Source organism: Megamonas sp. Calf98-2 (assembly GCF_900110235.1).
GTDB lineage: Bacteria > Bacillota > Negativicutes > Selenomonadales > Selenomonadaceae > Megamonas > Megamonas funiformis.
In genome coordinates this window covers 33,978-60,901 of record NZ_FOCY01000006.1, presented here as the reverse complement: position 1 = coordinate 60,901, position 26,924 = coordinate 33,978, and the positions used below count along the sequence as shown (strand labels likewise).

Annotated in this window: 25 protein-coding genes; 8 read left to right on the top strand and 17 right to left on the bottom strand. The window is 34.7% G+C overall.

The genetic code is table 11. The features are described from left to right. Positions 1–2: 2 nt before the first annotated feature. The 6 genes from BMX03_RS03015 to BMX03_RS02990 all read left to right on the top strand — a co-directional run bounded on the left by BMX03_RS03015 (position 3) and on the right by BMX03_RS02990 (position 5,297). A complete protein-coding gene (locus BMX03_RS03015) occupies positions 3–1,187 on the top strand; it encodes an ABC transporter substrate-binding protein (protein WP_008539868.1) in 1,185 nt (394 codons plus the stop codon). Positions 1,188–1,246: 59 nt separating this feature from the next. Beyond that, on the top strand, positions 1,247–2,125 hold the full coding sequence (locus BMX03_RS03010; RefSeq protein ID WP_091693709.1) for a branched-chain amino acid ABC transporter permease: 879 nt from the start codon (positions 1,247–1,249) through the stop codon (positions 2,123–2,125). 9 nt (positions 2,126–2,134) lie between these two features. Beyond that, entirely contained in the window at positions 2,135–3,079 is a 945-nt protein-coding gene (locus BMX03_RS03005) for a branched-chain amino acid ABC transporter permease (RefSeq protein WP_008539871.1), read from the top strand. A gap of 2 nt (positions 3,080–3,081) precedes the next feature. Continuing rightward, positions 3,082–3,846, top strand: coding sequence for an ABC transporter ATP-binding protein (locus tag BMX03_RS03000; RefSeq protein ID WP_008539875.1), 765 nt, complete (start codon positions 3,082–3,084; stop codon positions 3,844–3,846). Between the two features lie 5 nt (positions 3,847–3,851). Further along, a complete protein-coding gene (locus BMX03_RS02995) occupies positions 3,852–4,556 on the top strand; it encodes an ABC transporter ATP-binding protein (RefSeq protein WP_008539876.1) in 705 nt (234 codons plus the stop codon). 96 nt (positions 4,557–4,652) lie between these two features. Further along, positions 4,653–5,297 (top strand): CBS and ACT domain-containing protein, encoded by a 645-nt coding sequence (locus BMX03_RS02990; RefSeq protein ID WP_091693706.1) that lies wholly within the window; start codon positions 4,653–4,655, stop codon positions 5,295–5,297. A 76-nt stretch (positions 5,298–5,373) separates the two neighbouring features. Here the strand turns inward: BMX03_RS02990 and BMX03_RS02985 are convergent, their stop codons facing one another. The 17 genes from BMX03_RS02985 to BMX03_RS02900 form a co-directional block, all read right to left on the bottom strand. Further along, entirely contained in the window at positions 5,374–6,495 is a 1,122-nt protein-coding gene (locus BMX03_RS02985) for an MBL fold metallo-hydrolase (protein WP_091693704.1), read from the bottom strand. A gap of 560 nt (positions 6,496–7,055) precedes the next feature. Further along, entirely contained in the window at positions 7,056–7,319 is a 264-nt protein-coding gene (locus BMX03_RS11215) for a hypothetical protein (protein WP_091693701.1), read from the bottom strand. A 1,055-nt stretch (positions 7,320–8,374) separates the two neighbouring features. Next, positions 8,375–8,548, bottom strand: coding sequence for a hypothetical protein (locus BMX03_RS11085; protein ID WP_177159343.1), 174 nt, complete (start codon positions 8,546–8,548; stop codon positions 8,375–8,377). A 265-nt stretch (positions 8,549–8,813) separates the two neighbouring features. Continuing rightward, complete coding sequence (locus tag BMX03_RS02970) at positions 8,814–10,529, bottom strand: sigma-70 family RNA polymerase sigma factor (protein WP_218138519.1); 1,716 nt, start codon at positions 10,527–10,529, stop codon at positions 8,814–8,816. 32 nt (positions 10,530–10,561) lie between these two features. Beyond that, on the bottom strand, positions 10,562–10,939 hold the full coding sequence (locus tag BMX03_RS02965) for a hypothetical protein (RefSeq protein WP_091693694.1): 378 nt from the start codon (positions 10,937–10,939) through the stop codon (positions 10,562–10,564). 12 nt (positions 10,940–10,951) lie between these two features. Next, the gene (locus tag BMX03_RS02960) at positions 10,952–12,946 is read right to left on the bottom strand and encodes an AAA family ATPase (protein WP_091693690.1); all 1,995 of its coding nucleotides are present in this window, start codon (positions 12,944–12,946) and stop codon (positions 10,952–10,954) included. Positions 12,947–12,959: 13 nt separating this feature from the next. Next, positions 12,960–13,148 carry a hypothetical protein gene (locus tag BMX03_RS02955; protein WP_091693687.1) on the bottom strand — a complete coding sequence of 63 codons (189 nt, stop codon included), beginning with the start codon at positions 13,146–13,148 and terminating at the stop codon, positions 12,960–12,962. After that, complete coding sequence (locus BMX03_RS02950) at positions 13,126–15,267, bottom strand: DEAD/DEAH box helicase family protein (RefSeq protein WP_091693684.1); 2,142 nt, start codon at positions 15,265–15,267, stop codon at positions 13,126–13,128. The genes BMX03_RS02955 and BMX03_RS02950 overlap by 23 nt, the downstream gene beginning before the upstream one ends. Next, positions 15,248–15,802, bottom strand: a complete 555-nt coding sequence (locus BMX03_RS02945) for a hypothetical protein (protein ID WP_091693682.1) — start codon at positions 15,800–15,802, stop codon at positions 15,248–15,250. Before BMX03_RS02945 ends, BMX03_RS02950 begins: the two co-directional genes overlap by 20 nt. Beyond that, positions 15,765–17,030, bottom strand: coding sequence for a DNA-methyltransferase (locus tag BMX03_RS02940; protein WP_091693679.1), 1,266 nt, complete (start codon positions 17,028–17,030; stop codon positions 15,765–15,767). Before BMX03_RS02940 ends, BMX03_RS02945 begins: the two co-directional genes overlap by 38 nt. A gap of 31 nt (positions 17,031–17,061) precedes the next feature. Further along, entirely contained in the window at positions 17,062–17,295 is a 234-nt protein-coding gene (locus tag BMX03_RS02935; protein WP_091693677.1) for a globin family protein, read from the bottom strand. Between the two features lie 1,329 nt (positions 17,296–18,624). Then, positions 18,625–20,007, bottom strand: a complete 1,383-nt coding sequence (rlmD, locus tag BMX03_RS02925; RefSeq protein ID WP_091693672.1) for a 23S rRNA (uracil(1939)-C(5))-methyltransferase RlmD — start codon at positions 20,005–20,007, stop codon at positions 18,625–18,627. A 30-nt stretch (positions 20,008–20,037) separates the two neighbouring features. Beyond that, a complete protein-coding gene (locus BMX03_RS02920; RefSeq protein WP_091693669.1) occupies positions 20,038–20,694 on the bottom strand; it encodes an HAD family hydrolase in 657 nt (218 codons plus the stop codon). Positions 20,695–20,726: 32 nt separating this feature from the next. Then, complete coding sequence (locus BMX03_RS02915; RefSeq protein ID WP_091693666.1) at positions 20,727–21,191, bottom strand: methylated-DNA--[protein]-cysteine S-methyltransferase; 465 nt, start codon at positions 21,189–21,191, stop codon at positions 20,727–20,729. A 2-nt stretch (positions 21,192–21,193) separates the two neighbouring features. After that, a complete protein-coding gene (locus tag BMX03_RS02910; RefSeq protein WP_015562125.1) occupies positions 21,194–21,559 on the bottom strand; it encodes a hypothetical protein in 366 nt (121 codons plus the stop codon). A 6-nt stretch (positions 21,560–21,565) separates the two neighbouring features. Then, complete coding sequence (locus tag BMX03_RS02905) at positions 21,566–22,192, bottom strand: MBL fold metallo-hydrolase (RefSeq protein ID WP_091693664.1); 627 nt, start codon at positions 22,190–22,192, stop codon at positions 21,566–21,568. Between the two features lie 29 nt (positions 22,193–22,221). Next, positions 22,222–24,444 carry a RelA/SpoT family protein gene (locus BMX03_RS02900; RefSeq protein WP_018999769.1) on the bottom strand — a complete coding sequence of 741 codons (2,223 nt, stop codon included), beginning with the start codon at positions 24,442–24,444 and terminating at the stop codon, positions 22,222–22,224. Positions 24,445–24,644: 200 nt separating this feature from the next. On the opposite strand from BMX03_RS02900, the gene BMX03_RS02895 reads away from it, so the two are divergent. Both BMX03_RS02895 and rny read left to right on the top strand, forming a co-directional pair. Next, positions 24,645–25,085 (top strand): hypothetical protein, encoded by a 441-nt coding sequence (locus BMX03_RS02895; protein WP_008539887.1) that lies wholly within the window; start codon positions 24,645–24,647, stop codon positions 25,083–25,085. A gap of 234 nt (positions 25,086–25,319) precedes the next feature. Then, a complete protein-coding gene (rny, locus tag BMX03_RS02890; RefSeq protein ID WP_022228723.1) occupies positions 25,320–26,864 on the top strand; it encodes a ribonuclease Y in 1,545 nt (514 codons plus the stop codon). The last annotated feature ends 60 nt before the right edge of the window (positions 26,865–26,924 follow it).

The window sequence follows — 26,924 nt, the reverse complement described above, 5'->3', positions numbered from 1 at the left end:
TAATGAATTTTTCTAAAAAACGTTTGCGCATAGCAGGATTACTTCTTGGTATGACAATGTTCGGTAGCATTTTCGCTGGTTGTGGCGGTGAAGAAGCAGCAAATAGTGATGAAATTAAAATCGGTGCCAATTTTGAAATGACTGGTAATGTTGCTAACTATGGTACAACAACATTAGAAGGTTTGAAATTAGCTATCAAAGAAGCTAATGACGCCGGTGGAATTAATGGTAAAAAAATTACTCTAGTTGAAGCTGATAATAAATCGGACCCTGCTGAAGCAGCTAACGCAGCTACAAAACTTATTTCTGATGATAAAGTTGTAGCTATTGTAGGACCTGCAACTTCTGGTGCAGTACAAGCTGAATCTCAGGTAGCAACTGAAAATAAAGTGCCAATTATCGCACCTGATGCAACAAGCCCTGATATTACAGTAGAAAATGGTCAAGTTAAACCATTTGTATTCCGTGGTTGCTTCATTGACCCATTACAAAGTAATACAATGGCAGCTTTTGCAGCTAACGAATTAAAAGCTAAAACAGCTGTTATTTATTTAGATTCTAGTACAGATTATTCTAAGAGCTTAGCTGAAGTATTTAAAAATAAATTTGAAGCTTTAGGCGGTAAAGTCGTAATGGAAGAAGCTTTCGTAGCTAAAGACCAAGACTTTAAAGCAACTCTTACAAATATTAAAACAGCAAATGCAGATATAATTTATATTCCTGCTTACTATGAAGAAGTTGGTAAAATTGTAAAACAAGCACGTGAACTTGGTATTACACAACCAATTTTAGGTACAGATGGTTGGGATGATACAAAAGTAGTAGATATCGCTGGTGCAGATGCACTTAATAATACTTACTTCATCACTCACTATACTGAAACAGATCCAGATGCTAAAGCTTTTGTAGATGCATTCACAAAAGAATATGGTCATGCTCCAGGTGTATTTGCTGCTCTTGGTTATGATGCAGGTAAAATGCTCGTTGATGCTATAAAACGTGCAGGTAGCACAGATCCAGAAGCAATTCAGAAAGCATTAGCAGAAACTAAAGATTTACAAGTTGGTACAGGTAAACTTACTGTTGATGAAAATCACAACTTGATCAAAAATGCTTTCATTATTGAAATGAAAGATGGTAATAAAGTTCTTAAACAAAGAGTTACACCAACAACAGCAGAAGGCTGATTATACTAGGTGAAAGGGCCGCAATTTTGCGGCCTTTCTTTGTGAAGGAGGAAAGTAAGATGGATTTTTTTGAGCAATTAATACAGCAATTAATCAATGGTATTTCCTTAGGTAGTATTTATGCATTGATTGCTTTAGGATATACCATGGTATATGGTATTATCAAGTTGATAAACTTTGCCCATGGTGATATTTATATGGTTGGTGCGTATGTAGGCTTTTATGCTGTAACAATGACTAAAATGTCAATTATTCCAGCACTTATCATATCTATGGTTGTTTTAGGAATTTTAGTAGAAAAAATAGCGTATAAACCATTGCGTAAAGCTCCACGTATATCACTGTTAATAACAGCGATTGGGGTTTCATTTTTCCTTGAATATACAAGTATGTATTTTGTTTCACCAACACCAAGAACTTTTCCAAATGTTATTGATTCCTTATCTTTAAATATTGGTTCATTTGTAATTAATGGACAGCAATTATTAATTTTTATTATTACTGTAATTTTGATGGTATTACTCACTTACATTGTACAGAAAACTAAAATGGGTAAAGCTATGCGTGCTGTATCCTTTGATACAGAAACAGCTCAACTCATGGGTATAAATGCAGATAGAGTAATTTCTTTTACTTTTGGTATTGGTTCAGCATTAGCTGCCGCTGGTGGCGTTTTAGTAGGTGTATATTATAACTCTATTGACCCACTTATGGGGATTATGCCAGGGCTTAAAGCTTTCGTTGCCGCTGTATTAGGTGGTATCGGTAGCATTCCAGGAGCTATGACTGGTGGTATTGTTTTAGGTGTAATAGAAGCTTTAGTATCCGGTTTTATATCTTCTACATTCCGTGATGCAGCAGCTTTTGCGATATTAATATTAGTATTGTTATTCAAACCATCTGGTATTTTTGGTAAGAATACTAATGAGAAAGTGTAGGTGTTAAAAGTGAATTCTCTTAGAAAAAAAGATATAATAACTTTAATACTTGCGATTGTTTTATTTGGCGTTTTGCAATTTTTAATGGCTGAAAGAATTATTGGCTCATTCTGGGAATTAAATATTTTTCTTGTATGTGTCAATATTATCATGGCAGCAAGTTTAAATTTGATAAATGGTTATACAGGTCAATTTTCTTTAGGTCATGCTGGCTTTATGGCAGTAGGTGCCTATGTTGGCGTAATTTTAACAGTTAATTTTCATTCTCCATTTATTGTAGCTTTATTAATTGGCGGTTTTGCAGCTGGTATTTTGGGATTTTTGATTGGTTTGCCAACATTACGTCTAAAAGGCGATTATTTGGCTATCGCTACATTAGGTTTAGGGGAAATCATTCGTATTGTTATCATGAATATAGAGTATGTAGGTGGTGCAGCTGGTTTTAAAGGTATACCGCATAATACGACTTTTCCATGGGTATTTTTTATAATGTTATTTACATTGTTCTTCATTAAGAATTTTGTTAATTCTAAATATGGTCGTTCTTGTATTGCTGTACGTGAAAATGAGATTGCAGCAGAGGCTATGGGGGTTAATACTACAAAATATAAAGTAATGGCATTTACTATTGGTGCTATTTTTGCTGGTATTGGCGGTGGATTATTCGCTCATTGTTTCTATATTATCAATCCATCTTCATTTACTTTTATGGCATCATTTAATTTCTTAATCATGGTAGTACTTGGCGGATTAGGTTCAATTACAGGTTCAATCGCTGGTGCATTTGTAGTAACTTTCGTATCAGCAGCACTTGCTAGCTGGCCTGAATTCCGTATGATTGCATATGCATTAGTATTGATTTTATTAATGTTTTATCGTCCACAAGGTCTTTTTGGTTATACAGAAATTACAAGCCTTAAGATTTTCCAACGTTTTAAGGGAGGTCGTGGATAATTATGGAATTATTAAAAACAGATGGTGTATCAAAAGTATTTGGCGGATTAAAAGCAGTATCTAATTTTGATATAGAGATAAATGAGGGCGAACTCATAGGTCTTATTGGGCCAAATGGTGCAGGGAAAACAACTGCATTTAATTTATTGACAGGTGTATATCAACCAACTACAGGTACTATTGATTTTGCTGGTAAAAGTTTAGTTGGATTAAAACCTTATCAGATAACTTCTCGAGGAATTGCACGTACTTTCCAGAACATAAGATTGTTCTCGGAATTAACTGTTTTAGATAATGTAAAGATAGCATATGATTCTCATGCAAAATATAGTTTAGTGGAGTCTGTACTTCGTTTGGGCAGATATTTCAAAGAAGAAGATGAAATCACTAAAAAAAGTCTAGAATTATTAAAGATTTTTAAATTAGAAGATAAAGCTTATGAAGTGGCAAAAAATTTACCATATGGGGCACAACGTCGCTTAGAAATTGCCAGAGCTTTGGCTACTAAACCAAAATTATTATTGTTAGATGAACCAGCAGCAGGTATGAATCCACAAGAAACACAAGAATTGATGGAAATGATACGCTGGATACGTAAAGAATTTGGTTTATCTATTTTACTTATTGAACATGATATGAGCTTAGTAATGGGAATTTGTGAACGCATCTATGTTTTGGAATATGGTTGTATTATTGCCAGTGGAACTCCAGAAGAAATTCAGAAAAATCCTGAGGTTATTAAAGCTTATTTAGGTGGGGAGGTGTAGAATTTATGTTAAAAATAAATGATATGAATGTTTATTATGGTGCAATTCATGCTTTAAAAGGAATTAGCCTAGAAATCAATGAAGGTGAAATAGTTACTTTGATTGGAGCTAATGGGGCAGGAAAATCTACAACTCTACGCACTATTTCAGGGCTTTTAAAACCAAAGACTGGTACAATTGAGTTTGAAGGTAAAAATATTGCCGGAATGCCAGCACAAAATATCGTAAAAGCAGGTATTTCTCAAGTACCAGAAGGTAGACGTGTTTTTGCAGAAATGACTGTTATGGAAAACTTGGAATTAGGTGCATTTATTCGTAAGGATAAAGCTGGTATTGCCAAGGATTTGAAAATGGTATTTGAACGTTTCCCAAGACTTGAAGAAAGGGTAAATCAACAGGCAGGAACTTTATCCGGTGGGGAACAGCAGATGCTTGCTATGGGACGAGCTTTGATGAGTAGACCTCGTTTATTACTTTTAGATGAACCGTCCATGGGTCTTGCACCATTATTGATAAGAGAAATTTTTTCAATAATACAAGATATCAATAAAGCAGGCACTACAGTTTTATTAGTAGAACAAAATGCAAATATGGCACTTTCTATTGCTAATCGTGCATATGTTTTGGAAACAGGACGAATTACACTTTCTGGTGATGCCAAAGAACTTGCTGCTAGTGAAGAAGTAAGAAAAGCATATCTTGGTGGCTGATTTTATATAGATAATTGTTGTATGCAGGGATTCGTTAGATTTATAGCGAATCCTTTCTTATAGGATAATAAAATAAATTTATATGAGGTGAAAAAAATGTTTGTTATTAATAGAATGACGAAAAATCCTATGACAGTAACAGATGATACTAAAGTTGATGAAGTAGCTCATTTAATGAAAAAACATAATTTTCGTCGCTTACCTGTTGTAGATGATGGCAAATTAGTAGGATTTTTAAGCGATAGTGATTTAATGCGTGTAGCACCATCGTCTGCAACAACTTTATCAAGATATGAGATAAATTCTTTACTTGCAAAAATTTGCGTTCGAGATATCATGAAAAAAGATGTTGTTTCTGTAAATGTAGATGCAACTATTGAAGAAGCTGCACTTATTATGTATAAAAATAAAATTGGCGGTATGCCAGTTGTAAGTAATATGGGTGCTGTAGTAGGCGTTATCACAGAAACAGATATTTTCAAAACATTTGTAGATGTAATGGGCTTAGCTGATGGAAAAACTCGTATTACTTTGGAAGTTACAGATAAAATTGGTGTAGTTAAAGATATCGCAGAAATCTTTGGACAAGCAGGTGTTAGCATTGATAGCTTGATAACTTGCAAAAAAGAAGATAATAAATACGAAATCGTTATTCGTGGTGATATTACTAATATTGATGATATCAAAGCAAAATTAGAAGCTAAAGGTTATAAAGTTATTCATACAGTAAAAATTGGCTGATTTATAAAAATAAAAATGCACTGCTAAATTTATATTTAGTAGTGCATTTTTTGTTTAAAGATTATTATTCAAGATATTAGGAAATAGTAGTCCACCATTTGTTGAATTGTTGATTATTTTGGTCAAGAAATACAGCTTCCCCTAATAGTGGAGTGAGCAGTTTATATGATTTATTTTGACTAGCTGTATAAATACGTTCAAAAGGATCTTGCCAGTGGTGAGGGCTTAGAGCAAATTTTCCACAATGTACAGGTAAAAGCATTTTAGCTTGTAAATCCATAGTAGCTTGAGCTACTTCTTCTGGCATCATATGAATTTGTGCCCAAGATGTATTATATTGACCATTTTCCATGATAGCTAAATCAAAGCCTTGGAAATAATCACCAATTTCACGGAATTGAGGACTATATCCTCCATCACCACTATAAAAAATTTTTTTGGTAGGTGTAATGATGGCAAAAGAAGCCCAAAGAGTTTTATTATTATCTAAAAATCTTCCTGAAAAATGGCGAGAAGGTAGGATATGAATTTTTAAATTATCACTAAGTTTTATTTCACGATACCAATCTTCATCATGAATTATATCAGGATTAAATCCCCAATGATAAAAATGACTACTAACACCTAGAGGGCAAACAATATGCTTGATTTTATGCTTTAGGCTCATAACAGTAGCGTAATCTAAATGGTCCCAGTGGTCATGAGAGATGATTAGAATATCAATATCAGGCATATCATTAGCTGTATATATATTTGTACCAGCAAAGGCTTTATTGATGAAAAACAAAGGGGAAGCATAATCACTAAATACAGGGTCAACTAATATCTTGATACCATCAATTTGCAAATAAAAACTAGAATGACCAAACCAAACAAGTAAATTTTCTTTAGGATTTAAAGCGTTTAAATCTGTTTTTTGCGTAGGAATATTTTCCTTAGGTATAGTTACACCTTTAGTAGGAAATAGAATTTCTTTGATACCATTATAATAATTATCTTTATTGACTAAAACAGATGTAGGCTCAAGATTTTGAAATTCTCCATTTACATAGTGAGGAGATTTTAAAATCTTAGTCAATTCATCATCCTTAGGTGAACGACCAATTTTAGGTTGATTGATAAAACCAATATCACCTATAGCTAATAAAGCTGTAGTAATACCGGCTAATTTAAAGAAATTGCGACGAGAAATAGACATAAAAATTACTCCAATATATAATAATTAATTTAATTATACATATTGGAGTAAACTTAAAGTCAACATTAAACTTACTTTTCTTTGGTGGGCAAAGAAAAGTAAGAAAAGAATATCCACCGCAGATAAAATTTTAGTTTTGAAAATAATTATCGCTTCATACAACGCTTAGAAACTCGCTTCGCTCAAACATTCAGACTAAAACCGTATTCAGCGATAATTATTTTCAATAACCTTTGGTTACCACTAAAATTTTATAATCCGGAAAATAAAAGTTACAAATTATTATTATATAGTGAATAATAATTTTATAATTAAATGTTAAAAATAGAGTTAATTATAATAAATGCAAATTTTCCATGCATTAGCAGACTTTTACGGTAGCTGAAAGCTATTGACAAAGATAAAACTAGGGCTACGGTTTTAGTCCTACTGTTTGAGCGAAGCGAGTTTAGAGCGTTGTAGACATAGTTTTATCTTTGTCAAAGTAAAATCAATATTGCGGGGCTTTTCTTTTTGGTTCATTTTTCTTTTGGTTAAAAGAAAAACGAACAGATAGATGATTATTTTTTTACGAGTAAGCATACAGATTCATCTGTATCTTGTTTGTACCACCACTGTTTTGAATGCTTGCCATCAGTAAAGATAGGGAACTTGAAGGTGATGCCATTTACGTATCGGCCATTCGATAAATGCGCAGGGAACAACTCTGCACGTTCTATTACTTCGTTCACCATACCATTCTTTTCCTGATCGGTATATCTATCAGACCTGAAATTGTCTCCAAGATCCACCAGCCTGATTGCGACTGCAGAGTCTAACGACACTTTTGCATCGGCCTACTGCTGTATCCCTATCTCTACATCCTGTATTTGCTTCTTCCATCCTTGTATAGGCAACATTCCCTTGATGTCCATACGACGTCGTCTGCCTGCGGATAATATTCAAACTGTTGCGGTAATAAGTCTACATCACCTGTAACCAATAATCCGTCACCCCAAGTTGCTCCTTCAACACGTAGTTCGCGTGTTTTTTGTTTCTCTTTGTCTTTGTCTGTGATAGGATACTTTACGTTTGATGAATATCCTTTAATGATCTCACAAACGTATACATGTTTAGTATCCCTCTTTGTATCGTATCTCCATATAAAAATAAAACAAAGGTGTTTCAACAATTCCCTGTCACTACTTGTATCTGCCATCAGTCACCTGCATAAAACGTCCACTGGATCTTTTATTTGTCTCCCTCTATTATATACAGATGTCTTCCTAATAAAACGTACCACTGGCACCTTTTAAAGTTCAAACATCAGTAAAAATAGCGCTATATCAAATCGTTATCTTCGTTTTGCTATCTGGTAACAGTTTTTGTTGAAACTTCAGAACCATTGCGGCGATACATCTCCAAGAAACTCAAAGTTGCACCGCTCGTCACTAATCGTGATTTACTATGGGTATCAGGGGCAAGCACTCCGCTCTTTGTCTGCTCCTGATATCCCGAATTTTCACATTTATGTCGGAACGCTGCCTTCCTGTTCGCTTGTTTTTATAAGGGAACAGACAACTTAACGTTTTTCTTTCGCTTATCCGTTAAGCGTACGTTCATATGTTTAGCATGTCTTGTACACTTCACTGAGCCTTTTCTTTTTATTGGATGTTTCCGCCATTGTATCCACTATATCCATTAGTGTTGTATGAAGGTGTTGTCATTGTTTCTGACATCTCAAGATCCTCGATGTTCGCTGCAGCATTCACCGTAGCTTTCTCACATCTTATCTTACATGCAGAGCTCTGGTGTGCCTTACGCTCTCTGATCTTTAAGAGCTAAGGTTCAGACTTTATTACAGCCATTGATACGAGAGCGGCAAGCACTTTTGCAACGACTATAACTCCATCTTTTGGCAATGCTGATAGCAGCCAGCCTCAACGTTACGAAAGATTTCATCATTGATCACAGTCAGTACAGAGGAGCGGTTTTCTTTCACTGTCTCAAGCTGAAGATCTTCGATTTTCTTTTGATAATCTGCAATCTTTTTCGAATAATTTTTATTTGCCATATATAATGTTCTCACTTTCGTTAGTGCAAAAAAATAAGCCCGATGACCTACATTCTTGTAGCTCATCGGGCAAAACATACAACACAACTACGGTCCGTAGTTTCTATTTGGATCATTTATAGTATAACATGCATTTTCAAAATTTGGTAAGTCTGTAATTATCAGTGTATTTTGTATCACCAAATACTTTGAATTCTACAAAAAGCCCATAGAACCTCACCAAGATATAAGACATCAAAAGACATACTTATCGCAGTGATAATTGTTATTTCGTTGGTTTTCTCTTTTTAGAAGTATCTTCCTTCTTGCGTTGATATTTTCCTTTTAATTTCACATTGCCGGTATTATCTTCTGTCAATACAGATAAATATTGTTCTCGCGAAATAAAACGCTGTTGGTAACAATATTTTAATACTTTTGTTAAAGCTTTCACTTCAATCTGACGAACACGCTCACGTGTAATACCAATTGTACGTCCAATACCTTCTAACGAAGTTAATGGATAACCATCAAATCCATATCTACGTATCAGAATTTTTTGTTCTCTCTCAGATAAAGTATTTATGGCATCTCTAATTACTTTTCGGTCATTAATATCAATCCATTCATCAAATCTATTTTCATAATCAGTATCTTTTAGGAATTCCTCACGCAGAGGATCCTCTAAAATGTCTTCTATACTTTCAGATGGACGAAGTATAGAAATCCAATGATATGCTTCTTGTGTTGTATTGCATCCCGCATACTTCATCAATGCAGAATACAATTCACAGTTATCCATTTCATTTATATCATCACATTGGCAGCCATCAAATAATAATTGCATGACCTGATGAATGTGTTCTCGATAGTGAACAGGAATGCGCATATTTCTATCATATGGAGAAGCATTTCGATCCATGACTTGTCTCATCCACATTGATACATATGACGGAAATAACCCCATAACGTTATCGTTATACTTTCGAGTAGCCATTATGATACCGATACAAGCTTCTTGAAAGGTATCCTCAATGTCGACACCAGTTTTTTTATAATGATATAATGCACTTTTTACAGATGCTCTCATACTCATGTCGAATAATCGATTTTCTGCAAACTCTTTGTTTGGAGAATCTGTATGGATATCTTTCAAATAGTAATCATATTCTCCTAAACGTGCTGCTTGGATATTTCGAACATAATCAATCACATCCTTCATTCCAGGAGAGATTTCAAGCACTTCTTGATAAATAGACTCATAATCAAGTTGTGCCATATCGAAGTCTTCAAGCTCATCTTCATCAGCATCTACCCACTGAAGATGTCGGTTATTCCAGCGATCTTTAGTACCTTGGATTTCTCTATCAGCAATAACTCGCTCCTGAAGACTTTGCAATCCAGAATCTGTACTTTCATACAAAGCCAGAAGCGCATTTTCAACTTTTAGCAGATGTAATATTTCATCTTTTAAATATGAAAATTTGTTGTCCGATATCACAGGTTCAAGAACATCGGTAGAAAATATCAGCTCCTCTCCATTAAGATCATATAATTTTAATACCTGTGAACTTCCTTTACTTCCTTTTTCTAAAAAAGCTGACGGTAAAGCCTTAGATACTTTATATACTCTCAAGAAAAGTAAAATACCACTTTTTCGGTCAGAAAAATAATCCAAATATGGCTTTATTCCCCATGCAGGCATATGTTCTCGACTAAGCTGCCTAATCACGGAGGGTGTAACTCGAAATTCAACCTCCGTATCAATTACTGCAACATAGTTGCTCGTCGGTACACAACTATTATCTTCTATTGACATCATGATGTCTGTTACACCACCACGATATTTACCGTTATACCCAGTGAAAGGTGCAAAATACATATATTGTCGAAAAAACTCAGGACGAATAATATTTCTTCCGAATACGGTAATCTGACAATATTTATCGTAGTGTCGGCCAGCATCTTGCAACAAAAATATTGAATTTTGATCTTCACGCAAAGCGTACGCTACTTGCACCACAATGATTCACCTCACATATTTTTGTTTATAGGAAATAATCTGCCATCTTCAAGCAAATCTCCAAGTTGATTTAAGCCATAGCACATTAACACTCTTGCAAATTTATAAGGAGTATCTTCACCTGGATATAACGCCTTCATAATATGCGCAATGTATTTATCAGGATCAACAGAACCAATATTGTAATGATTGCCTTGGGTGTCGTAGATATTATCCAAATCTATCAATTTATCGGAGGTTCCTACCTCATCCCAATAATACTTAATAGCATATGCCATCCCAAATTTCGCAGCCACTAAAGCGTCAGGGAAATTACCACTATCCTTCATACAATTTGCAATCTTAGAGGCATGCTTGGATAAACTAAAAAATGTTATATTCTCAGCCATGATTTTACCTCCTCACTTAATCTCTGTATGCATAGATGATACACGTTCAAGCTTATATTCATGAATCAACTTATTACCAATCTCTTTTCGTGCAACCTGGTCATCAATCTCACCTGTATAAGCTAACAGTATTGCCTGTTCTGCCATTGATGACAGTGTATGTGCAATATTCGCTTTGTGTGTGGGATCCAATCGTCCAAATGGAGAGTCCATAATGATAGGTCCACGCAATGGAGCATTCATATGTAGTGCACCAATAAGTGATAAAGCAACAATATGCTCATAGCCAGAAGACCTTCCAGGAACTTTACGACCTGAACGATGAATGATTTCTAAACCATAGTTATCGTTAATCTGCAGACCAACATAATCCTTATCGCCTGTCAACTTTACAAACAGTTCAGTTGCATCTTTTTCAACGTTTTGTTTCAGTCGTTCACGATACAGTGATTTACTTTTTTCGAAAATCTGATAAACATGTTCGCACAGATCATATTTACGACTGGCAACACGATAATCAGTACCGCCTGCCATCTTATCTATGGTAGCTGCAACCTTATCTTTATTCACTTTTAATTCTGCTACTTTTTTTGTTTCATCTTCTATACCACGTCTGATATCACGAAGATTCTGCTCGACTTCAGAATGTTTACGAGAAATACTCAACACGTCTGCTTCCTTTACATTTTCGCCATATCGTGAAATATTTTCACGAAGCTCTTCGATGGTCTGCCTATACATTCCGATATCCAATTCAAGTTCATCTTTTCGTTCTTCTAGCATCGCGATTTTTGTCTTCATATTTTCTGTATCAGAAGATAAATCTCTAATAGTCGACAACTGTAAATTCAAGTCAGAAAGGCGTTGTCTTTCTTTCTCTGTCAATCCTGCAAATTCATTTGTCGATTCACTAATGTGATTACGAAGCTTCTGAATAATATCACTAGATACATCCTGTCCACACACAGGACAAACACGATCACTGATGGCTTTCTTCATTTCAAGAATGAACCTATCCGCAACCTTCTTTTTTTGACGCTTTCCATCAAGAATTGTTATTTCAGACTCAATGTTTTCACGAATATCACGAATTGTATTAAGCAACATTCCACGCCATGCATTGCGCATAACTTCACGAAGTTGCGCCTGAATATCAGCTAATTTACCTTCAGCTTTCTTTTTATTTTGCTCAGCTTCATTTCGCTGAGTGATCCAATTACGAAGTTTATCAGTATCCTGCATTTTTCCCTCAAGATTATTTTTCTCACGTATCAGTTCAATCTGTTCAGCCTGTTTTTCTCGTATAATATTCTGATGCTCTTCAATATTTGCTGTTAGATTTTCTAGTTCTTGACCAAGTTGCATTGTCTTGTCATCTGCACGCGCAGCTCTTGATTTCTGTCGTTCATAATTAGATAGACAGTCTTCAACATCAACTACTCCATTCTGCAGTACAGGAACGCCAAGAATCTTTTCGATAGATGTCTTTATCTGATCTCCATCAGCAGTATTAGTTTCCAGCAATTCTTCATACTCCTGAAGAAGTTCTGCATCGAACAAGAAGAATCTCGCCACCTGTTCAGGCATGATAACATTTAACTCATGTTCTCTATCCTCAGGTGACAAGATAGAACCATTCTTATTCAAAGAAAGCACTTTTTCATAATCTTCTTCACCAGCGGGTTTAACAACGCCAGGCCTTAAAGCCAGTTGTCGAGTCAAACGATAAGTATCACCATCATTCGTCATATCCAGAATAACAGAAAAACCGTATCTTTCTTCAACAACTGCCTCAGCGTTACACATCGCACTTAAATTTTTCAAAACACCATTTCTTCGCTGAACTACTCCAAATAACCCGTAACGGAAAGCATTCAGCAACGTCGTTTTACCGCGTCCATTATTGCCCCAAAAAATGGTTACACCTGACTGATCAGAAAAATCAATAACCTGCTCGCCTTTATATGGACCAAAATCACGAAGCGTCATTTTTCTAAAATGTAACATAGTTTGCCTCCGATTAACTTATCTTATTGACATATGATGCAATCACCTGTATTGTCTCAATTCTTGCCTTATTACGGTCATCCTGATTATCAAACTGTGCTAAAGCAATCTGTTCTATCATTTCTTTTGGCACATCTGGATATTCATTTGATCGAATTTCTTCCAAAACGGCCAGAAGTTCAGTCACGTTCTGTCTTGTCATCCTCGATTCCTCCATCCTTAATATCTTGATAATTAATGCCATATCTTCGCGCAATAATACGCAAATCTGACACACACGATGGGTTTTCTGCCCATTCGCCAAATTGAATTGCACGTGACAATTCAGCCATAACAATTGAATTGCTAGCATCTTCCTCATCATCAAATGAAATCTCAGGCATTATAATCGCATCATATAACTGTGCGAAATATTTCTCTGGATATCGTCTAAGTATGCGACCACGTCGCTGAATAAATTCTCGTGGATTCTTTGAAGATGCTAAGATCAATGCATGTGTCGTTGACGGTATGTCAACGCCTTCATCCAAACAACGAATGGAAACAAGTATACCGCCATATTTTCCGAAATAGCTTAAAGTCTCATTTCTATCGCCATCCATATCAGAATGATATTCATACGCATTAAATCCATTATCTAAGAGCAAGGAGAGAATATCTCCAAGTTGTCTTTGATTATCACAATAAATAATCCATCTTTGCTCATCCTTGTAATATTTTTTGATTATTTCAAGAGCAAGCGGTATTTTATTGGCTGCTTGTTTTACGATGCGTGCTCTTGAAAGTAACTTCATCTGTATTCTTGGATTGGATGCAATTATTGTACTAATGGACTCACCTGATCTTTTCTCTATAGCAATCAATCGACTTATTTCTTTGGATATTGATTTCCACTCATCCTGTTCCTCTGGGGTTAGATGAACTTGAAGCGGATGATAATAATATTTCGTAAGTACATTGCTTTTTATGGCATCTTCCAATGAAAAAACAGGTGGTACAACACCGCCAAAATATTCAAAAATTGCAGCAGTTCCTTCTGGATCTCCATAACGGATTGGTGTTGCTGACAGACCTAATCTCTCACCTGCATTAATTTTCAAAATATTTCTTCTTGCAGGACTACCAATGCGGTGCACTTCATCAGTAACAAGCAATAAATGTGAGCCATCAACCACATTGCGAATAAAATGATCACCACATGCTGTATCCATAATTGCAATAGTTATTTTCTTCTGCGTATCGCTTGGTCGTGTCCACAACTGCAATGTATTATTAGTTTTCCAGGAATTGAATCCATCACCACACATTAAATATCGGACAGGGATATCCTTTATATTATCTTCGATTTCTGTTTTCCATTGCCGTAAAAGCTCTTTTGACGGGACCAATACTAAAACTGACTTGTCACGATCTAAAGCATCACGAATGGCGCAAATTGCCGTAAAAGTTTTTCCACTGCCTGTTGCATGCTCTAAAATACCACGTCTTCCATTACTTACCCAGTTCTCCAAAGCCATTAACTGATGCTTTCGTGGTGATTTTGACGCATTTTTTTTATTTGGTGCCCATTTTTTAGCAAGTGATATTGATGTAGATATTTCTTTTACAAGTGTTTTCCAGTCGTATCCATTACTTTTATCAATCAAACTTTTTCTAACAGCATCAGGAAAATCATAAACTAAAACGTGTGGCTCGGATTTATTCCAAAGTCTATTAAAATAACTCGTAGCACTTCGTACTCGCTGTGCATCCCGAACATCTGCCCAACTCGGAAATACATCTATAGACTCTAAATTTCCACCATCTGACAATCCTTGAAAAGTTTCATTCATAGAACCTCTAAATCCTACTGCACTTCCATGTGAATCGGTAAAGACTCCTACTTTATCATGAAATAATCTCTCAAGATCTGGTTCCATTCCGCTTTCAGGTACTGCAATCTTGACATCTATAACACCTTCAGCTACGAGACAGGCCAAAGCACGTGCAGGTTTTGAAAGACTATCAAGTGCAAATAACTCATTCAATTCCTTAGATAGTGATTCTTTTAAGATTACGTCATTGATTGCAGAATAACCTTCGGTCATTGCGTCTTTATCTGTGTCTGAAATTACAGGCGAACAAATAATGCGAATTTTTCCGCCATTTGCAACAAATGCTTGAAGCGCAGACCAAGCAAGAATGTATATTGTACTTCCAAAATAACCTGATATACGGTCATATTGACAAGAACTACGCATAGCAGGAAGATAAAAATCATCTGCTATGTCATGTTCGTTCTTATTATAATCAGGCCTGAAATCATGTTTCTGTAACTCCATGTTTCGCCCTCTCTAACATTATTTGAAGATCAATGCTAAATCGCTTTTGTAACGCATCTTTGAGATACTGTCGTTGAGCAATTACGAGGATCTCCTTATTATTTTTCTGGCATACGTAGATTTTTTCCTCAAGTGCAGGCAATATTTGTCTCAGATATACCTGAATATTTGCTGAATATGCAAATTCCTTATGTTTATCTAATTCAAATAAAACCCAAATTCCACCAGACAGATCGATAAACGGTGTTGCATATCCGACTATCAATGTTGTCCTACCATCAGATGTATCAAATTTTCCTCTTTCTCCACGTTTTTGACCATCCAAAATCAATTGGACCTTAAACTCATCTATTGACCTTCCGCCTGGCGGCGCTGTGCAATTGAAAAGATATACTTTCAATTCACGATTGAATGGATACTTTAATCGTAACATTAATGGCTTATGACCATTATTTTCAACATCCTCAGCACAAATGCCTAAATCTTCCAAGAATAGATCATGCAGTTCCTTCTGAGATAAACGATGGCTTGCCATTTCTATAAATCCCCTTATACTTTGTCTGAATAGATGGGCTACATATCATGTCGACATTATCGCCCTTATAATCTTTATTCATCCAGTTTTTTAAATCATATTTCGCAATCAATAGCTCTGGCATAGGCATGTTATTAGCATCAGTTGACAATAAACTATTAGCAACGTTCCAATTTGAATCGTTCTTCAGAAATTCCGTTAATCGGGCCACAAAAACAGTCTTTGTTTGAGGCTTTTCATATAAACCAACTGTAGGGAACCACGCTTTATAAAGATCATATAAAAAGCCAAAAGGTAATAGGGACCATTTGCATTTTGGAAGCATATCCGTGCAGAAGCGGTCCATATTTTTGTTGTATACTGCATCAGAAGAAAATTCTACTTCATACCACTTTTGTGCCATTTCATGATATTCAGGATTTATCTCAATATATCTGAAGTCACGTCCTAGTCTATGGGCAACAATAGCAGTAGTTCCAGAACCACCAAATGGATCAAGTACAACGTCTCCTTCATTTGTACCTGCTTTAATAAAGAACTCAACAAGTGATTCGGGAAAACGTGCTGGATGACCAATTCCAAACTGTTTACATAAACGATGAAATGTATCATTGCTACTCGTATTACTTATTGAGATAACACTTCCTGGATCAGAACCTCCATTATTTTTCCATGCACGGCTTAAATCGAAATTATGCCTGCTCGGACGAGAATTCGCACTTCGGTCGCCCTGCGGAGCAGATTGAAACAATTCCATCATTCTATCACCATATGGTTTTCGAATAGGATCCATGTTAAATGTCCACTTGTCTGTTTTACTGAACCATAAACAGTATTCGTGAGATTTTTTTGTTCTACCCATTGTACCTCTTGAAAACACATTTGGAGGTGTTGCTGGATTATACCAAATATAATCACGCACAAGATGAAATCCCACTTGTTCTACCAACATTACGACCAGCTTAAATACAAATAAACTTTGAAACTTACCATCAAGTTTATCATTGATATTTAATACAAAACTTCCTTCTGATTTCAATATTCGATACATTTCTTGAGCACGTGGTAAAAACCAATTATCAAATTGATCAGGTTTAATCTTTATCCCAGTAGCTCCATAATCTTTGATTTGATTAGCGTATGGCGGTGAAGTAAAAATAAAATCAATGCTCTCATCAGGCATTTTTTTCATTTCCTCTAAGCATTCACCATTAATAAATTCATTCATATATGTATATCATCCTTTTATTATCTGATTATCACTTCACGCACTTTTCCTGAATCCATTCATGTAATAGATCGCTTACAGTCGTATGATTCTTGAGCGCATGCATTTTCACAATATCACTGTCCTCTTGTGTGATTGACAGTGTAATTTTTGTTTTGGCAACCTTTTTGTTGGGCGCAACACTAGTTACCGCAGCAGTAATCTTTTCTTGCTCCTGTACTCTTGCCTGAACTGCACTATCAAAGATATTTCCTTTTTTTGCCATATCTATTTCCACCCTTTCATCGGGAAACGTATTATGTCCATACGTATATGATTATAGTCGTATGCACTTTCCAAGTCAATTATTCCTTAGGTAAACCAGCTAGTTCATGTACCGTATCACATAGCTCACGAACTGCAAATGTGGCAGAGCTGTGCTTTGCATACGTAAATATTTATAGTGATAATTTATTAGATAGTTTAAGTAGTTTAATTATGCTTTCTACTAAAATATATAATATCATAATTAATAAACTTACAATACAGTATTTTAGGTAAGATGTTATATATTATATAGGGTAAGTATTTTTGACTCCATATAAAAACTAACTCACCATATATTGATTCCTGTACGATTGATTCATTCTATGAAATCTTCAGGCACATCGTGTTATTGTTATTTGCTTTGAACTACTCCAGGAAATCACTGGATGCGTGCCATCTCTTTTATGCATTCAGAACATAGATAATCTTGTAATATGTAAGTGCATTTGCCTTTACGGTAGTCTGTATCTTTTGAAGAGGTTCAATATCTCTCGATGTCGTATGTGTTGGGATCACCAGATTCTTCTATCATGGTACATACGATACGAACGATTTTAGCAGCTCGCTTATTACGCTCTTTTGCAATACTTGTTTTGATCAGGTAACTATGATGTGGCTCAAACAAAAACTTTCCGTTCGCTTTCTTCTATTTGATCCCTTTATTATTTACTCGGCTAGAATCATTCATGATCTGATACTTTTTCGTTTTGCTTTCCATAGGTCTTGTTATCTTAAATCCTTTTTGTTTTCAAAAAAATAGGGCTGCAAACAGATGATCAGGGGAAATTCCTAAGTATCTGTTCACAGCCTTCATATCACAAACTTTTGCTATAAGCTTATACGGTAGAATATACACTAACGGTGAACATTTATTATTAACTTATGATTGTATTATAACAAGCAAAATATCAGAAGCCAATACGTACTTACTTTTATCGTGTATAATAACACACAAAAAAGGAGCCAGAACTTTGCTGCAAGTATTGGCTCCTTTGACTGCATTACTGCAGGTTAATTTTTGGTTGTGTTTAATTTTCGGATTATATTGAAATGCTTCAGCGCATCCATGATTATCTGTTCTTTATCAGCAGGTATCTGAGGCTGCTTACTGTCAACACTCTTCGGTTTATTGAAGCATTCACGCTTATCAATGCCCCCCTTCTCCTTGATCTGAGCTATAAACGTTAGCATTATATTTCGTTGCGATATACTCTTTGATCTTTTTGTATGTCGCGCTTCCAGGTATCAGCTCCTAGTTATCATTCTCTGGTTTATATGGTACTGAAACCTACTTTGTATTTTGATGGGATAATAGACATACAGATTCTACATGACCTGTTTGTGGGAACATGTCTACAGGTTGGATTTCTGTAGCTTTATAGCCTAATTCGTCTAAGATACCGATATCGCGAGCAAGTGATGCAGGGTTACAAGATACGTAGACAATGCGTTTTGGTCTCATAGCAGCGAAAGTTTTTAAAACTTCTGGTGCACAGCCTGCTCTTGGTGGGTCAGTTACGATTACATCTGGACGAAGTCCTTTGCGATAAAGTTGAGGCATTAATTTAGCAGCATCGCCTGTTAAGAATTCAGCATTTCTTATATTGTTATCACGAGCATTAGCAATAGCATCGCGGATTGCTTCAGGTACGATTTCCATACCATAAACTTTTTTTGCTTTTTGAGCTAAAAATAAAGAGATAGTACCTGTGCCGCAATAGCCGTCAATTACAGTTTCTTTACCTGTTAAATTAGCGTATTTTAAAGCACATTCATATAATTTTTCTGCTTGTTCTGTATTTACTTGGAAGAAGGAAAGTGCAGATATTTTGAATTTTAGACTGCCTAATCTGTCTGTGATATGAGAGGCACCCCAAAGAATTTTGCACTCTTTGCCCATGATGATATTATTTCTACCAGTATTGATATTTTGTACTACACTTGTCAAATTTGGAATTTTGGAGCGTAAGAAATTCACGATTTCACGTACGCGAGGTATTTTTGGTTGAGCAGTAACGAGTACGACCATACATTCAGTTTCGTCGCGATTAGTACGACCTACGACATGGCGTAAAAGACCATAGTGAGTTTTTTCATCATAGACACTTAATTTAAATTTTGTTGCCATTTCACGTACAGCATTGGCGATTACATTATTTGTATGTTTTTGAATATGGCAGTTTTCAGTATTGATGATATTATGACTGCTATGAGCATAACAACCGACGATAATACCTTCTTTTTTACTTCTGCCGATTGGAAATTGCATTTTATTGCGATAGTGCCATTCATGAACAGATGGCATAGTAGGGTGAATGATGATATCTTTTTTGATGGCGATATGTTCCATCATATCGATTACTTTTTGTTTTTTTGCATTTAGTTGAGCTTCATAAGAATAATGTTGAAGTTGGCAAGCACCACAGTCATCATATACTTTACAGATTGGTTTTATTCTGTCTGAAGTTTTTTCAAGAATAGATACTATTTCGCCTGTAGCATAATTTTTTTTCACAAGTGTGATTTTAGCTTCTACAGTTTCTCCAGGAAGTGCATAAGGAATAAATACAGTGAAATTTTCAAAGCGTCCAACGCCTTCACCGCTTTGCCCCATTCCTGTGATTTTTATTTCATATTTCTGTCCTAATTGAACAGGAATTTTACTTTTCATTAATTAAAAAATCCTTTCTATAATAAAAAATTATTTAGCAAATGATACTTGAGTTAATAAATCAAGTGGTTTAGCAATTAAAATATCTGCGCCATTTTGTTTTAATTCATCAGCAGGTCTAAAGCCCCATAATACACCAACAGCTAACATATCGGCATTTTTGGCAGTCTGCATATCTACATCAGAGTCCCCAAGATAAGCTATTTCTTGAGGCTTTAATTGCCAATTTTGGGCAATCATCAAGACTTTGCCTGGGTCGGGTTTGCGTTTTAATCCAGCTTTATCGCCGATTATTTCGCTGAAAATACCTTCACCAAATAATAATTTTACGATATTTTTGGCAGCTTCATCATGTTTATTTGTACAAATACCGAGTTTTATATTTTGTTGTTGCAATTTTTTTAATAAAGTTAAGATATCTTCATAAGGTGCTGTATGGTCTAAATTATGTTTAGCGTATACTTGTTTGAATTTAGCTAAAGCTTCATCTAAAAGATACTGTTTATCTTGAGGTAGGGAACGCTCCATTAATTTTTTTATGCCATTACCTACACGATATTTATAACTTTCGATATCATGAGTAGGTAAATTATATTCAGTAAGTACAGTGTTTATACTATTTGCTAAATCTGTTAAAGAATTAACAAGAGTGCCATCAAGGTCAAATATAACGCCTTTGTAGTTCATAAAATCAACCTTCTTATATTTGTAGTTTTATATTAAAAATTAGTATGTGATTTTTCTAATTCTAAGAGATAATTTTTTAATTTTAATCCACCTACATAACCGATTAATTTTCCATTAGAGCCAATCACACGATGACAGGGAATGATAATAGGCAGTGGATTTTTATTATTAGCCATGCCTACAGCTCGACATGCTTTAGGCTTATTGATTTTTTGAGCGATTTCTTTATAACTAGTAGTTTGTCCATAGGGAATATTTTGAAGTTCTTTCCATACTGCAAGTTGAAATGGCGTACCTGTTAATTTAAATGGTAAAGAAAATGTAGTGCGTTTCCCTTGGAAGTATTCATCTAATTGAATAGTAGCCATAGATAAAAGCTCTGTTGTTTGTAACAGAGCTTTTTGTGGTTGCGTAAATTGAATATTAATTAAATGAGTTTCTGTCGCTACTAGATATAAAGAGATATTTTCAAATTGATATTTACAAGAATAAAACATCTTTAGACCTCTTTTATCATAGTGGTTAAAATTTCAGCGATTTGTTTTAATTTCCAAGGTTGCATTTTCAATACAGGTATGGCTCTTTTATATTGATATATAGTCGCCATAATGATGACATCACTAGTTTCTTTGCTTAAATCAGCACAATGACGAGAGATAGCAACTTCGCCACCTTTGCTTAAAAATGTTTGTTTTAAAATATTGGCAGCTTTGCTATTTACATCATAGAGTTTTATCACTTTGAAAAGAGCTTTATCTTGCATTATTTTTATGCCAGCATCAGTGCAGTGGATATCTTGCATAGCTTGGCGCGCTTCATCAATAGTATTTAAATCTAAGATTTCGGGTGAAAAATCATTTATCATTTTTATTTAACCTAAATAAGGATTGATTTGTTTTTCATAGGCAATAGTAGTTGCTCCACCATGACCAGGAAAAACAGTTAAATTTTCATCTAAAGTCAAGATTTTTGCTTTTAAATTGGAAATTAAATCAGTCATAGAGCCAGTAGGAAAATCAGTTCTACCAATAGAGCCAGCAAATAAAGAGTCGCCACTCATAACAACGCCTTCACCAACAAGGCAAATTCCACCAGGTGTATGCCCTGGAGTATGGATTACTTTTAGATTGCAATTGCCAAAAGAAATAATATCGCCTTCATGTAAGATTATATCGGCAGGTTGAGAAATTATAGGTCTACCCATATAGCCATTTTCAGAAAGATTGAGATGTGGGTCAGTGAGCATACAAGCATCATCAGCATGAATAGCCAATTTTGCTTTTAGAGCTAAACCTAATTCTTTATTAGCGCCAATATGGTCAGCATGACCATGTGTATTTACAATATATTTAATATGAAGTTTTAAATTATTGATCACATTTAAAATACTTGTAGCTTCATCGCCTGGGTCGACGATTATGCCTTCTAAAGTTTGTTCATCATATAAAATATAGCAATTTTCCATGATTGGGCCAACTACTAAGGCTTTTATTTTCATGATAATGCTCCTTTGTAATTTTTATTAGTTTATTTTTCTTTAGCAGAACTACTCAAATTACGACGAACGCTATAAACATCTTTGAGACGGCGGAGTGTATTCATTAATTGTTCTGCACGAGCTAAATTTTTTGTATGGAAAGTAATAGTCATGACAGCAGTTTTATTGCTAGGAATACTGCGAGAGGAAATATTTTCAATATTTATTTTCGCATCAGAAATTCTAGCGATAATTTCAGTTAAGATACCTTGTCTATCGTAGCAACCAACTTCGATAGTTACAGGATAAGATTGGTCTGTGCTGATATCCCAATTTACATCAATGACGCGCATCATATCATTGCCTTCACGCAATACATTTGGACAATCGGCACGATGGACAGATACACCGCGACCACGAGTTATATAACCGATTATTTGGTCGCCTGGGATAGGATTACAACATTTTGCTAAATGCACAAGGAAACCATCTTCACCTTCGACTAAAATACCATGACTTGCTTTTTTCTTAGGTGTTTTAGGCTTGATTTTTTCAAGCATTTGTGAAATATCCGGAGGGGTGATTTCTTGTAGGTCTTTTTTATAAAAAGCAATGAGTTTACTCATAATACTATTTACAGTGATACCACCAAAACCGATAGAAGCAAACATATCATCAGTATTTTGGATATTTAATTTTTGAGCTACTTGTAAAAGTCTATCATTTTTGGCTAAATCTTTAAAATTATAGCCTAAATGTTTAGCTTCATTTTCTAATAATTCAAGACCACGGGCGATATTTTCTTCACGACGTTGTTTCTTGAACCATTGGCGGATTTTTGTTCTTGTCTGTGAAGAAGCTACGATATTTAACCAATCTGGACTTGGGCCATTATTTTGTTTATTGGTAATTACAGAAACGATATCACCGTTTTGCAAAGTATATTCAAGTGGAACAATTTTGCCATTTACTTTAGCACCTACACAGTGATTGCCAATATCTGTATGAATGTGATAAGCAAAATCTATAGGGTTTGAGCCTTTTGGTAAATTGATAACATCACCGCGAGGAGTATATACGAATACTTCATCGGAGAAAATATCAATTTTGAGTGCTTCAAAATATTCGCGTGGGTCGGAAAATTCATCTTGAAGTGTAATCATTTGGCGAAGCCATGAAAGTTTTTTATCGTATTCGCTATTGGCTCCTATACTTTTATTGCCAGCTTCTTTATATTTCCAGTGAGCAGCAATACCATATTCAGAAATAGCATGCATAGCAAAAGTACGAATTTGAATTTCAAGTGGAAGACCATTATCTGTGATTACAGTAGTATGCAAAGATTGATAGCCATTAGTTTTTGGTACAGCGATATAATCTTTAAATCTACCTGGTAGTGGTTTCCACATAGCGTGAATAATACCAAGTACAGTGTAGCAATCAGGGATAGTCTGCACTAATACACGCACAGCGAGTAAATCGAAAATATCGGAGATATCTTTATTGCTTTTTTTCATTTTGCGGTAGATACTGTAGAAATGTTTTGCTCTACCTTTGATTTCACCTTTTAAATGAATTTTATCAAATTCTTGCTGTATTTTTGCTACAGCGTCATTGATAAAACCTTGACGTTCTTCACGTTTTTGGTTTACTTTATCTACTAAATCATAATAAGTTTCAGGTTCAAGATAACGCAAACATAAATCTTCAAGTTCCCATTTGATATTGGAAATACCAAGGCGATTAGCAAGTGGTGCATAAACTTCTAGCGTTTCCTTAGCAATGCGTTTTTGTTTTTCTTCACGCATATATTTTAAGGTACGCATATTATGCAAGCGGTCGGCTAATTTTATCATGATTACACGAATATCTTTAGCCATAGCTAAAAACATTTTGCGATATGTTTCAAGCTGTTGGTCCTCTTTGGATTTATATTTCATTTTGCTGAGTTTAGTTACGCCGTCAATGAGCATAGCAACTTCTTCGCCAAAGAGTTCTTTCATTTGTTCAATGGTATAGATTGTATCTTCCACAACGTCATGCAATAAGGCAGCAGCAATAGTAACATCGTCGATATGTAAATCAGTTAAAATCATAGCGACATGTAATGGGTGTGTGATATACATTTCACCTGAAATACGTTTTTGGTCAGCATGTGCCTCATAAGCAAGATTATAAGCTTTAGTAATTAAATCAAAATTAGCTTGTGGATTGTAACTTTTTACGGTATTGATAATATCATCAATTGTAATATCCATATTATCAGTTTTCATCTTAATCACTCCAGAGATTATGAAAAACATAATCATAAAATTTATCGAAAGACTAAAAAGGAATATATAAAATTATAAAATAATGATAATATATATATATAACATAATCAAGATAATATATGTTTTATAATTTATCAGAGATGCGTTTTTATTTTTATATTGACGATAAAAAATATATTTTAATGAAGGAATGGTGCAAAATGAATTTAAAAGCAGAAAAATTTAAAGCTTATATAGCAGAAAATAATATTACAAATTTCAAAGTAGAAGAAAGTATAAATAATAATGAAGAAGAAAATGCACGAGTTACTTTTCATACATATGTAAAAGTATTTGGTCAAAAATTGCCTGCTGTAATCGTGATGGATGAAAGTATTTATGTTATTTTACGTGTGCAAGTAATACCAGACATTGAATATATGAAAAATAAAGATGAATTCATTCGTTGTGTAAATGAGATGAATATAAATTATAAAGCAGTAAAATATTATTTAGGTGCAGATAATGCGTTATATTTAGATATGTATATTCCTAATAAAAATGATGATTTAGATGGTGAATTAGTAATGGATTTATTAAATGCAATTACAGTTCATTTAGAAAAAGAATATCCAAATTGGATGAAATTATTATGGAATTGATGATAAAACTCTAATTTGATACAGTAAAGATACAGTAAAAAAGCAAATAAGATAAAGTGAAAAGAAAGCCATTACTAAAGATATAGTGATGGCTTTCTTTTAGGAATGTTAATGTGTCATTAATAGGTAAGTAATCTTGACACTGTTTCTAAAAACCTTTACAATACTTCTATATGGTTACGTCAGCTATATGAATTTGTAAAGAATATTTAGAAAAATTTAACGTAAAGGGGGGTGGAGATTATCGTTGAATTATTATTAGCGATAATACTTGCACTAGTTGTAGGCTTAGGTGTGGGCTATTGGATGAGAAAACGCAGTGCAGAATCACAAATTGGCTCTGCTGAAGCTGAAGCAAGAAGAATTGTTACAGAAGCCGAAAAACAGATTGAAACTAAGAAAAAAGAAGCAACTCTTGAAGCAAAAGAAGAAATACATAGAATGCGTCAAGAGTTAGACCGCGATACAAAAGACCGTAGAAATGAACTTTCCCGTCAAGAACGTCGTTTGGTACAAAAAGAAGAAAATTTAGATAGAAAAATTGATTCTTTAGAGAAAAAAGAAGAAGTTTTAAATCGTAAAGAAGCTGAGATTGATAAATCTCAAGCAAAAATAGAAGCACTTCATGCAAAACAGTTAGAAGAATTAGAACGTATTTCTGGACTTACTACAGAAGATGCACGCAGTATGTTACTTGCAGACGCTGAAATCGAAATCAAACACGATAAAGCTGTAATGATTAAAGAATATGAACAGCAAGCAAAAGAAGAAGCAGAAAAACGTGCTAGAAATATCATTTCTTTGGCTATTCAAAGATGTGCTGCTGACCATGTAGCAGAAACTACTGTTTCTGTAGTAGCATTGCCAAATGATGAGATGAAAGGTCGCATCATTGGTCGTGAAGGTAGAAATATTCGTGCTTTAGAAACAATGACAGGCATTGATTTAATTATTGATGATACACCAGAAGCTGTAATTTTATCTGGTTTTGATCCTGTTCGTCGTGAAATTGCACGTATTGCTTTGGAAAAACTCATTACAGATGGGCGTATTCACCCAGCTCGCATTGAAGAGATGGTAGAAAAAGCTCGTAAAGAAGTAGACCAACGCATTAAAGAAGCAGGAGAACAAGCTTGCTTTGAAACTGGTGTACATGGATTACATCCAGAAATTGTAAAATTATTAGGTAGATTAAAATATCGTACAAGTTATGGTCAAAATGTATTAAATCATTCTGTAGAAGTATCTCATTTAGCAGGTGTAATGGCTGCTGAATTAGGTGTTGATGTAAATCTTGCTAAACGCGGTGGTTTATTACATGATATAGGTAAAGCTATTGACCATGAAGTTGAAGGTCCACATGTTACTATCGGTGCAGATTTAGCGAAAAAATATCGTGAATCTGCTGATGTTGTAAATGCTATAGCTGCTCATCATGGTGATGAAGAAGCAAAAACTGTGGAAGCTGTACTCGTTGCAGCAGCTGATGCTGTATCAGCCGCACGTCCAGGTGCTAGACGTGAAAGTTTAGAATCTTATTTGAAACGTTTAAAACGTCTTGAAGAAATAGCAGAATCCTTTGAAGGTGTTGACCGTTCATTTGCTATTCAAGCAGGTAGAGAAATTCGCATTATGGTTAAACCAGAAAAAATGGATGATATCTCAACTGTTGCTTTGGCTCATGATATCACTAAGAAAATTGAAGCTGAACTTGAATATCCAGGACAGATAAAAGTAACTGTAATTAGAGAAACTCGTGTAGTTGATTATGCAAAATAAAGATAATAATTTCTTTTGACATAAAGTAGAAGCAAGAAAGTAGTTATTAATATTGATAAC

Bases quoted from the DNA above. Each gene is read 5' to 3' on its own strand.
- BMX03_RS02895 (WP_008539887.1), top strand. From the start codon at position 24,645: ATGAATTTAAAAGCAGAAAAATTTAAAGCTTATATAGCAGAAAATAAT.
- BMX03_RS03010 (WP_091693709.1), top strand. From the start codon at position 1,247: ATGGATTTTTTTGAGCAATTAATACAGCAATTAATCAATGGTATTTCC.
- BMX03_RS02995 (WP_008539876.1), top strand. From the start codon at position 3,852: ATGTTAAAAATAAATGATATGAATGTTTATTATGGTGCAATTCATGCT.
- BMX03_RS03000 (WP_008539875.1), top strand. From the start codon at position 3,082: ATGGAATTATTAAAAACAGATGGTGTATCAAAAGTATTTGGCGGATTA.
- BMX03_RS02945 (WP_091693682.1), bottom strand. From the start codon at position 15,802: ATGGCAAGCCATCGTTTATCTCAGAAGGAACTGCATGATCTATTCTTG.
- BMX03_RS02900 (WP_018999769.1), bottom strand. From the start codon at position 24,444: ATGAAAACTGATAATATGGATATTACAATTGATGATATTATCAATACC.
- BMX03_RS02905 (WP_091693664.1), bottom strand. From the start codon at position 22,192: ATGAAAATAAAAGCCTTAGTAGTTGGCCCAATCATGGAAAATTGCTAT.
- BMX03_RS02950 (WP_091693684.1), bottom strand. From the start codon at position 15,267: ATGGAGTTACAGAAACATGATTTCAGGCCTGATTATAATAAGAACGAA.
- BMX03_RS02910 (WP_015562125.1), bottom strand. From the start codon at position 21,559: ATGATAAATGATTTTTCACCCGAAATCTTAGATTTAAATACTATTGAT.
- BMX03_RS11085 (WP_177159343.1), bottom strand. From the start codon at position 8,548: ATGGCAAATAAAAATTATTCGAAAAAGATTGCAGATTATCAAAAGAAA.
- BMX03_RS02990 (WP_091693706.1), top strand. From the start codon at position 4,653: ATGTTTGTTATTAATAGAATGACGAAAAATCCTATGACAGTAACAGAT.
- BMX03_RS02935 (WP_091693677.1), bottom strand. From the start codon at position 17,295: ATGGCAAAAAAAGGAAATATCTTTGATAGTGCAGTTCAGGCAAGAGTA.
- BMX03_RS02985 (WP_091693704.1), bottom strand. From the start codon at position 6,495: ATGTCTATTTCTCGTCGCAATTTCTTTAAATTAGCCGGTATTACTACA.
- BMX03_RS02940 (WP_091693679.1), bottom strand. From the start codon at position 17,030: ATGAATGAATTTATTAATGGTGAATGCTTAGAGGAAATGAAAAAAATG.
- BMX03_RS03015 (WP_008539868.1), top strand. From the start codon at position 3: ATGAATTTTTCTAAAAAACGTTTGCGCATAGCAGGATTACTTCTTGGT.
- BMX03_RS02920 (WP_091693669.1), bottom strand. From the start codon at position 20,694: ATGAACTACAAAGGCGTTATATTTGACCTTGATGGCACTCTTGTTAAT.
- BMX03_RS02960 (WP_091693690.1), bottom strand. From the start codon at position 12,946: ATGTTACATTTTAGAAAAATGACGCTTCGTGATTTTGGTCCATATAAA.
- rlmD (WP_091693672.1), bottom strand. From the start codon at position 20,007: ATGAAAAGTAAAATTCCTGTTCAATTAGGACAGAAATATGAAATAAAA.
- BMX03_RS02965 (WP_091693694.1), bottom strand. From the start codon at position 10,939: ATGGCTGAGAATATAACATTTTTTAGTTTATCCAAGCATGCCTCTAAG.
- BMX03_RS02915 (WP_091693666.1), bottom strand. From the start codon at position 21,191: ATGTTTTATTCTTGTAAATATCAATTTGAAAATATCTCTTTATATCTA.
- BMX03_RS02955 (WP_091693687.1), bottom strand. From the start codon at position 13,148: ATGACAAGACAGAACGTGACTGAACTTCTGGCCGTTTTGGAAGAAATT.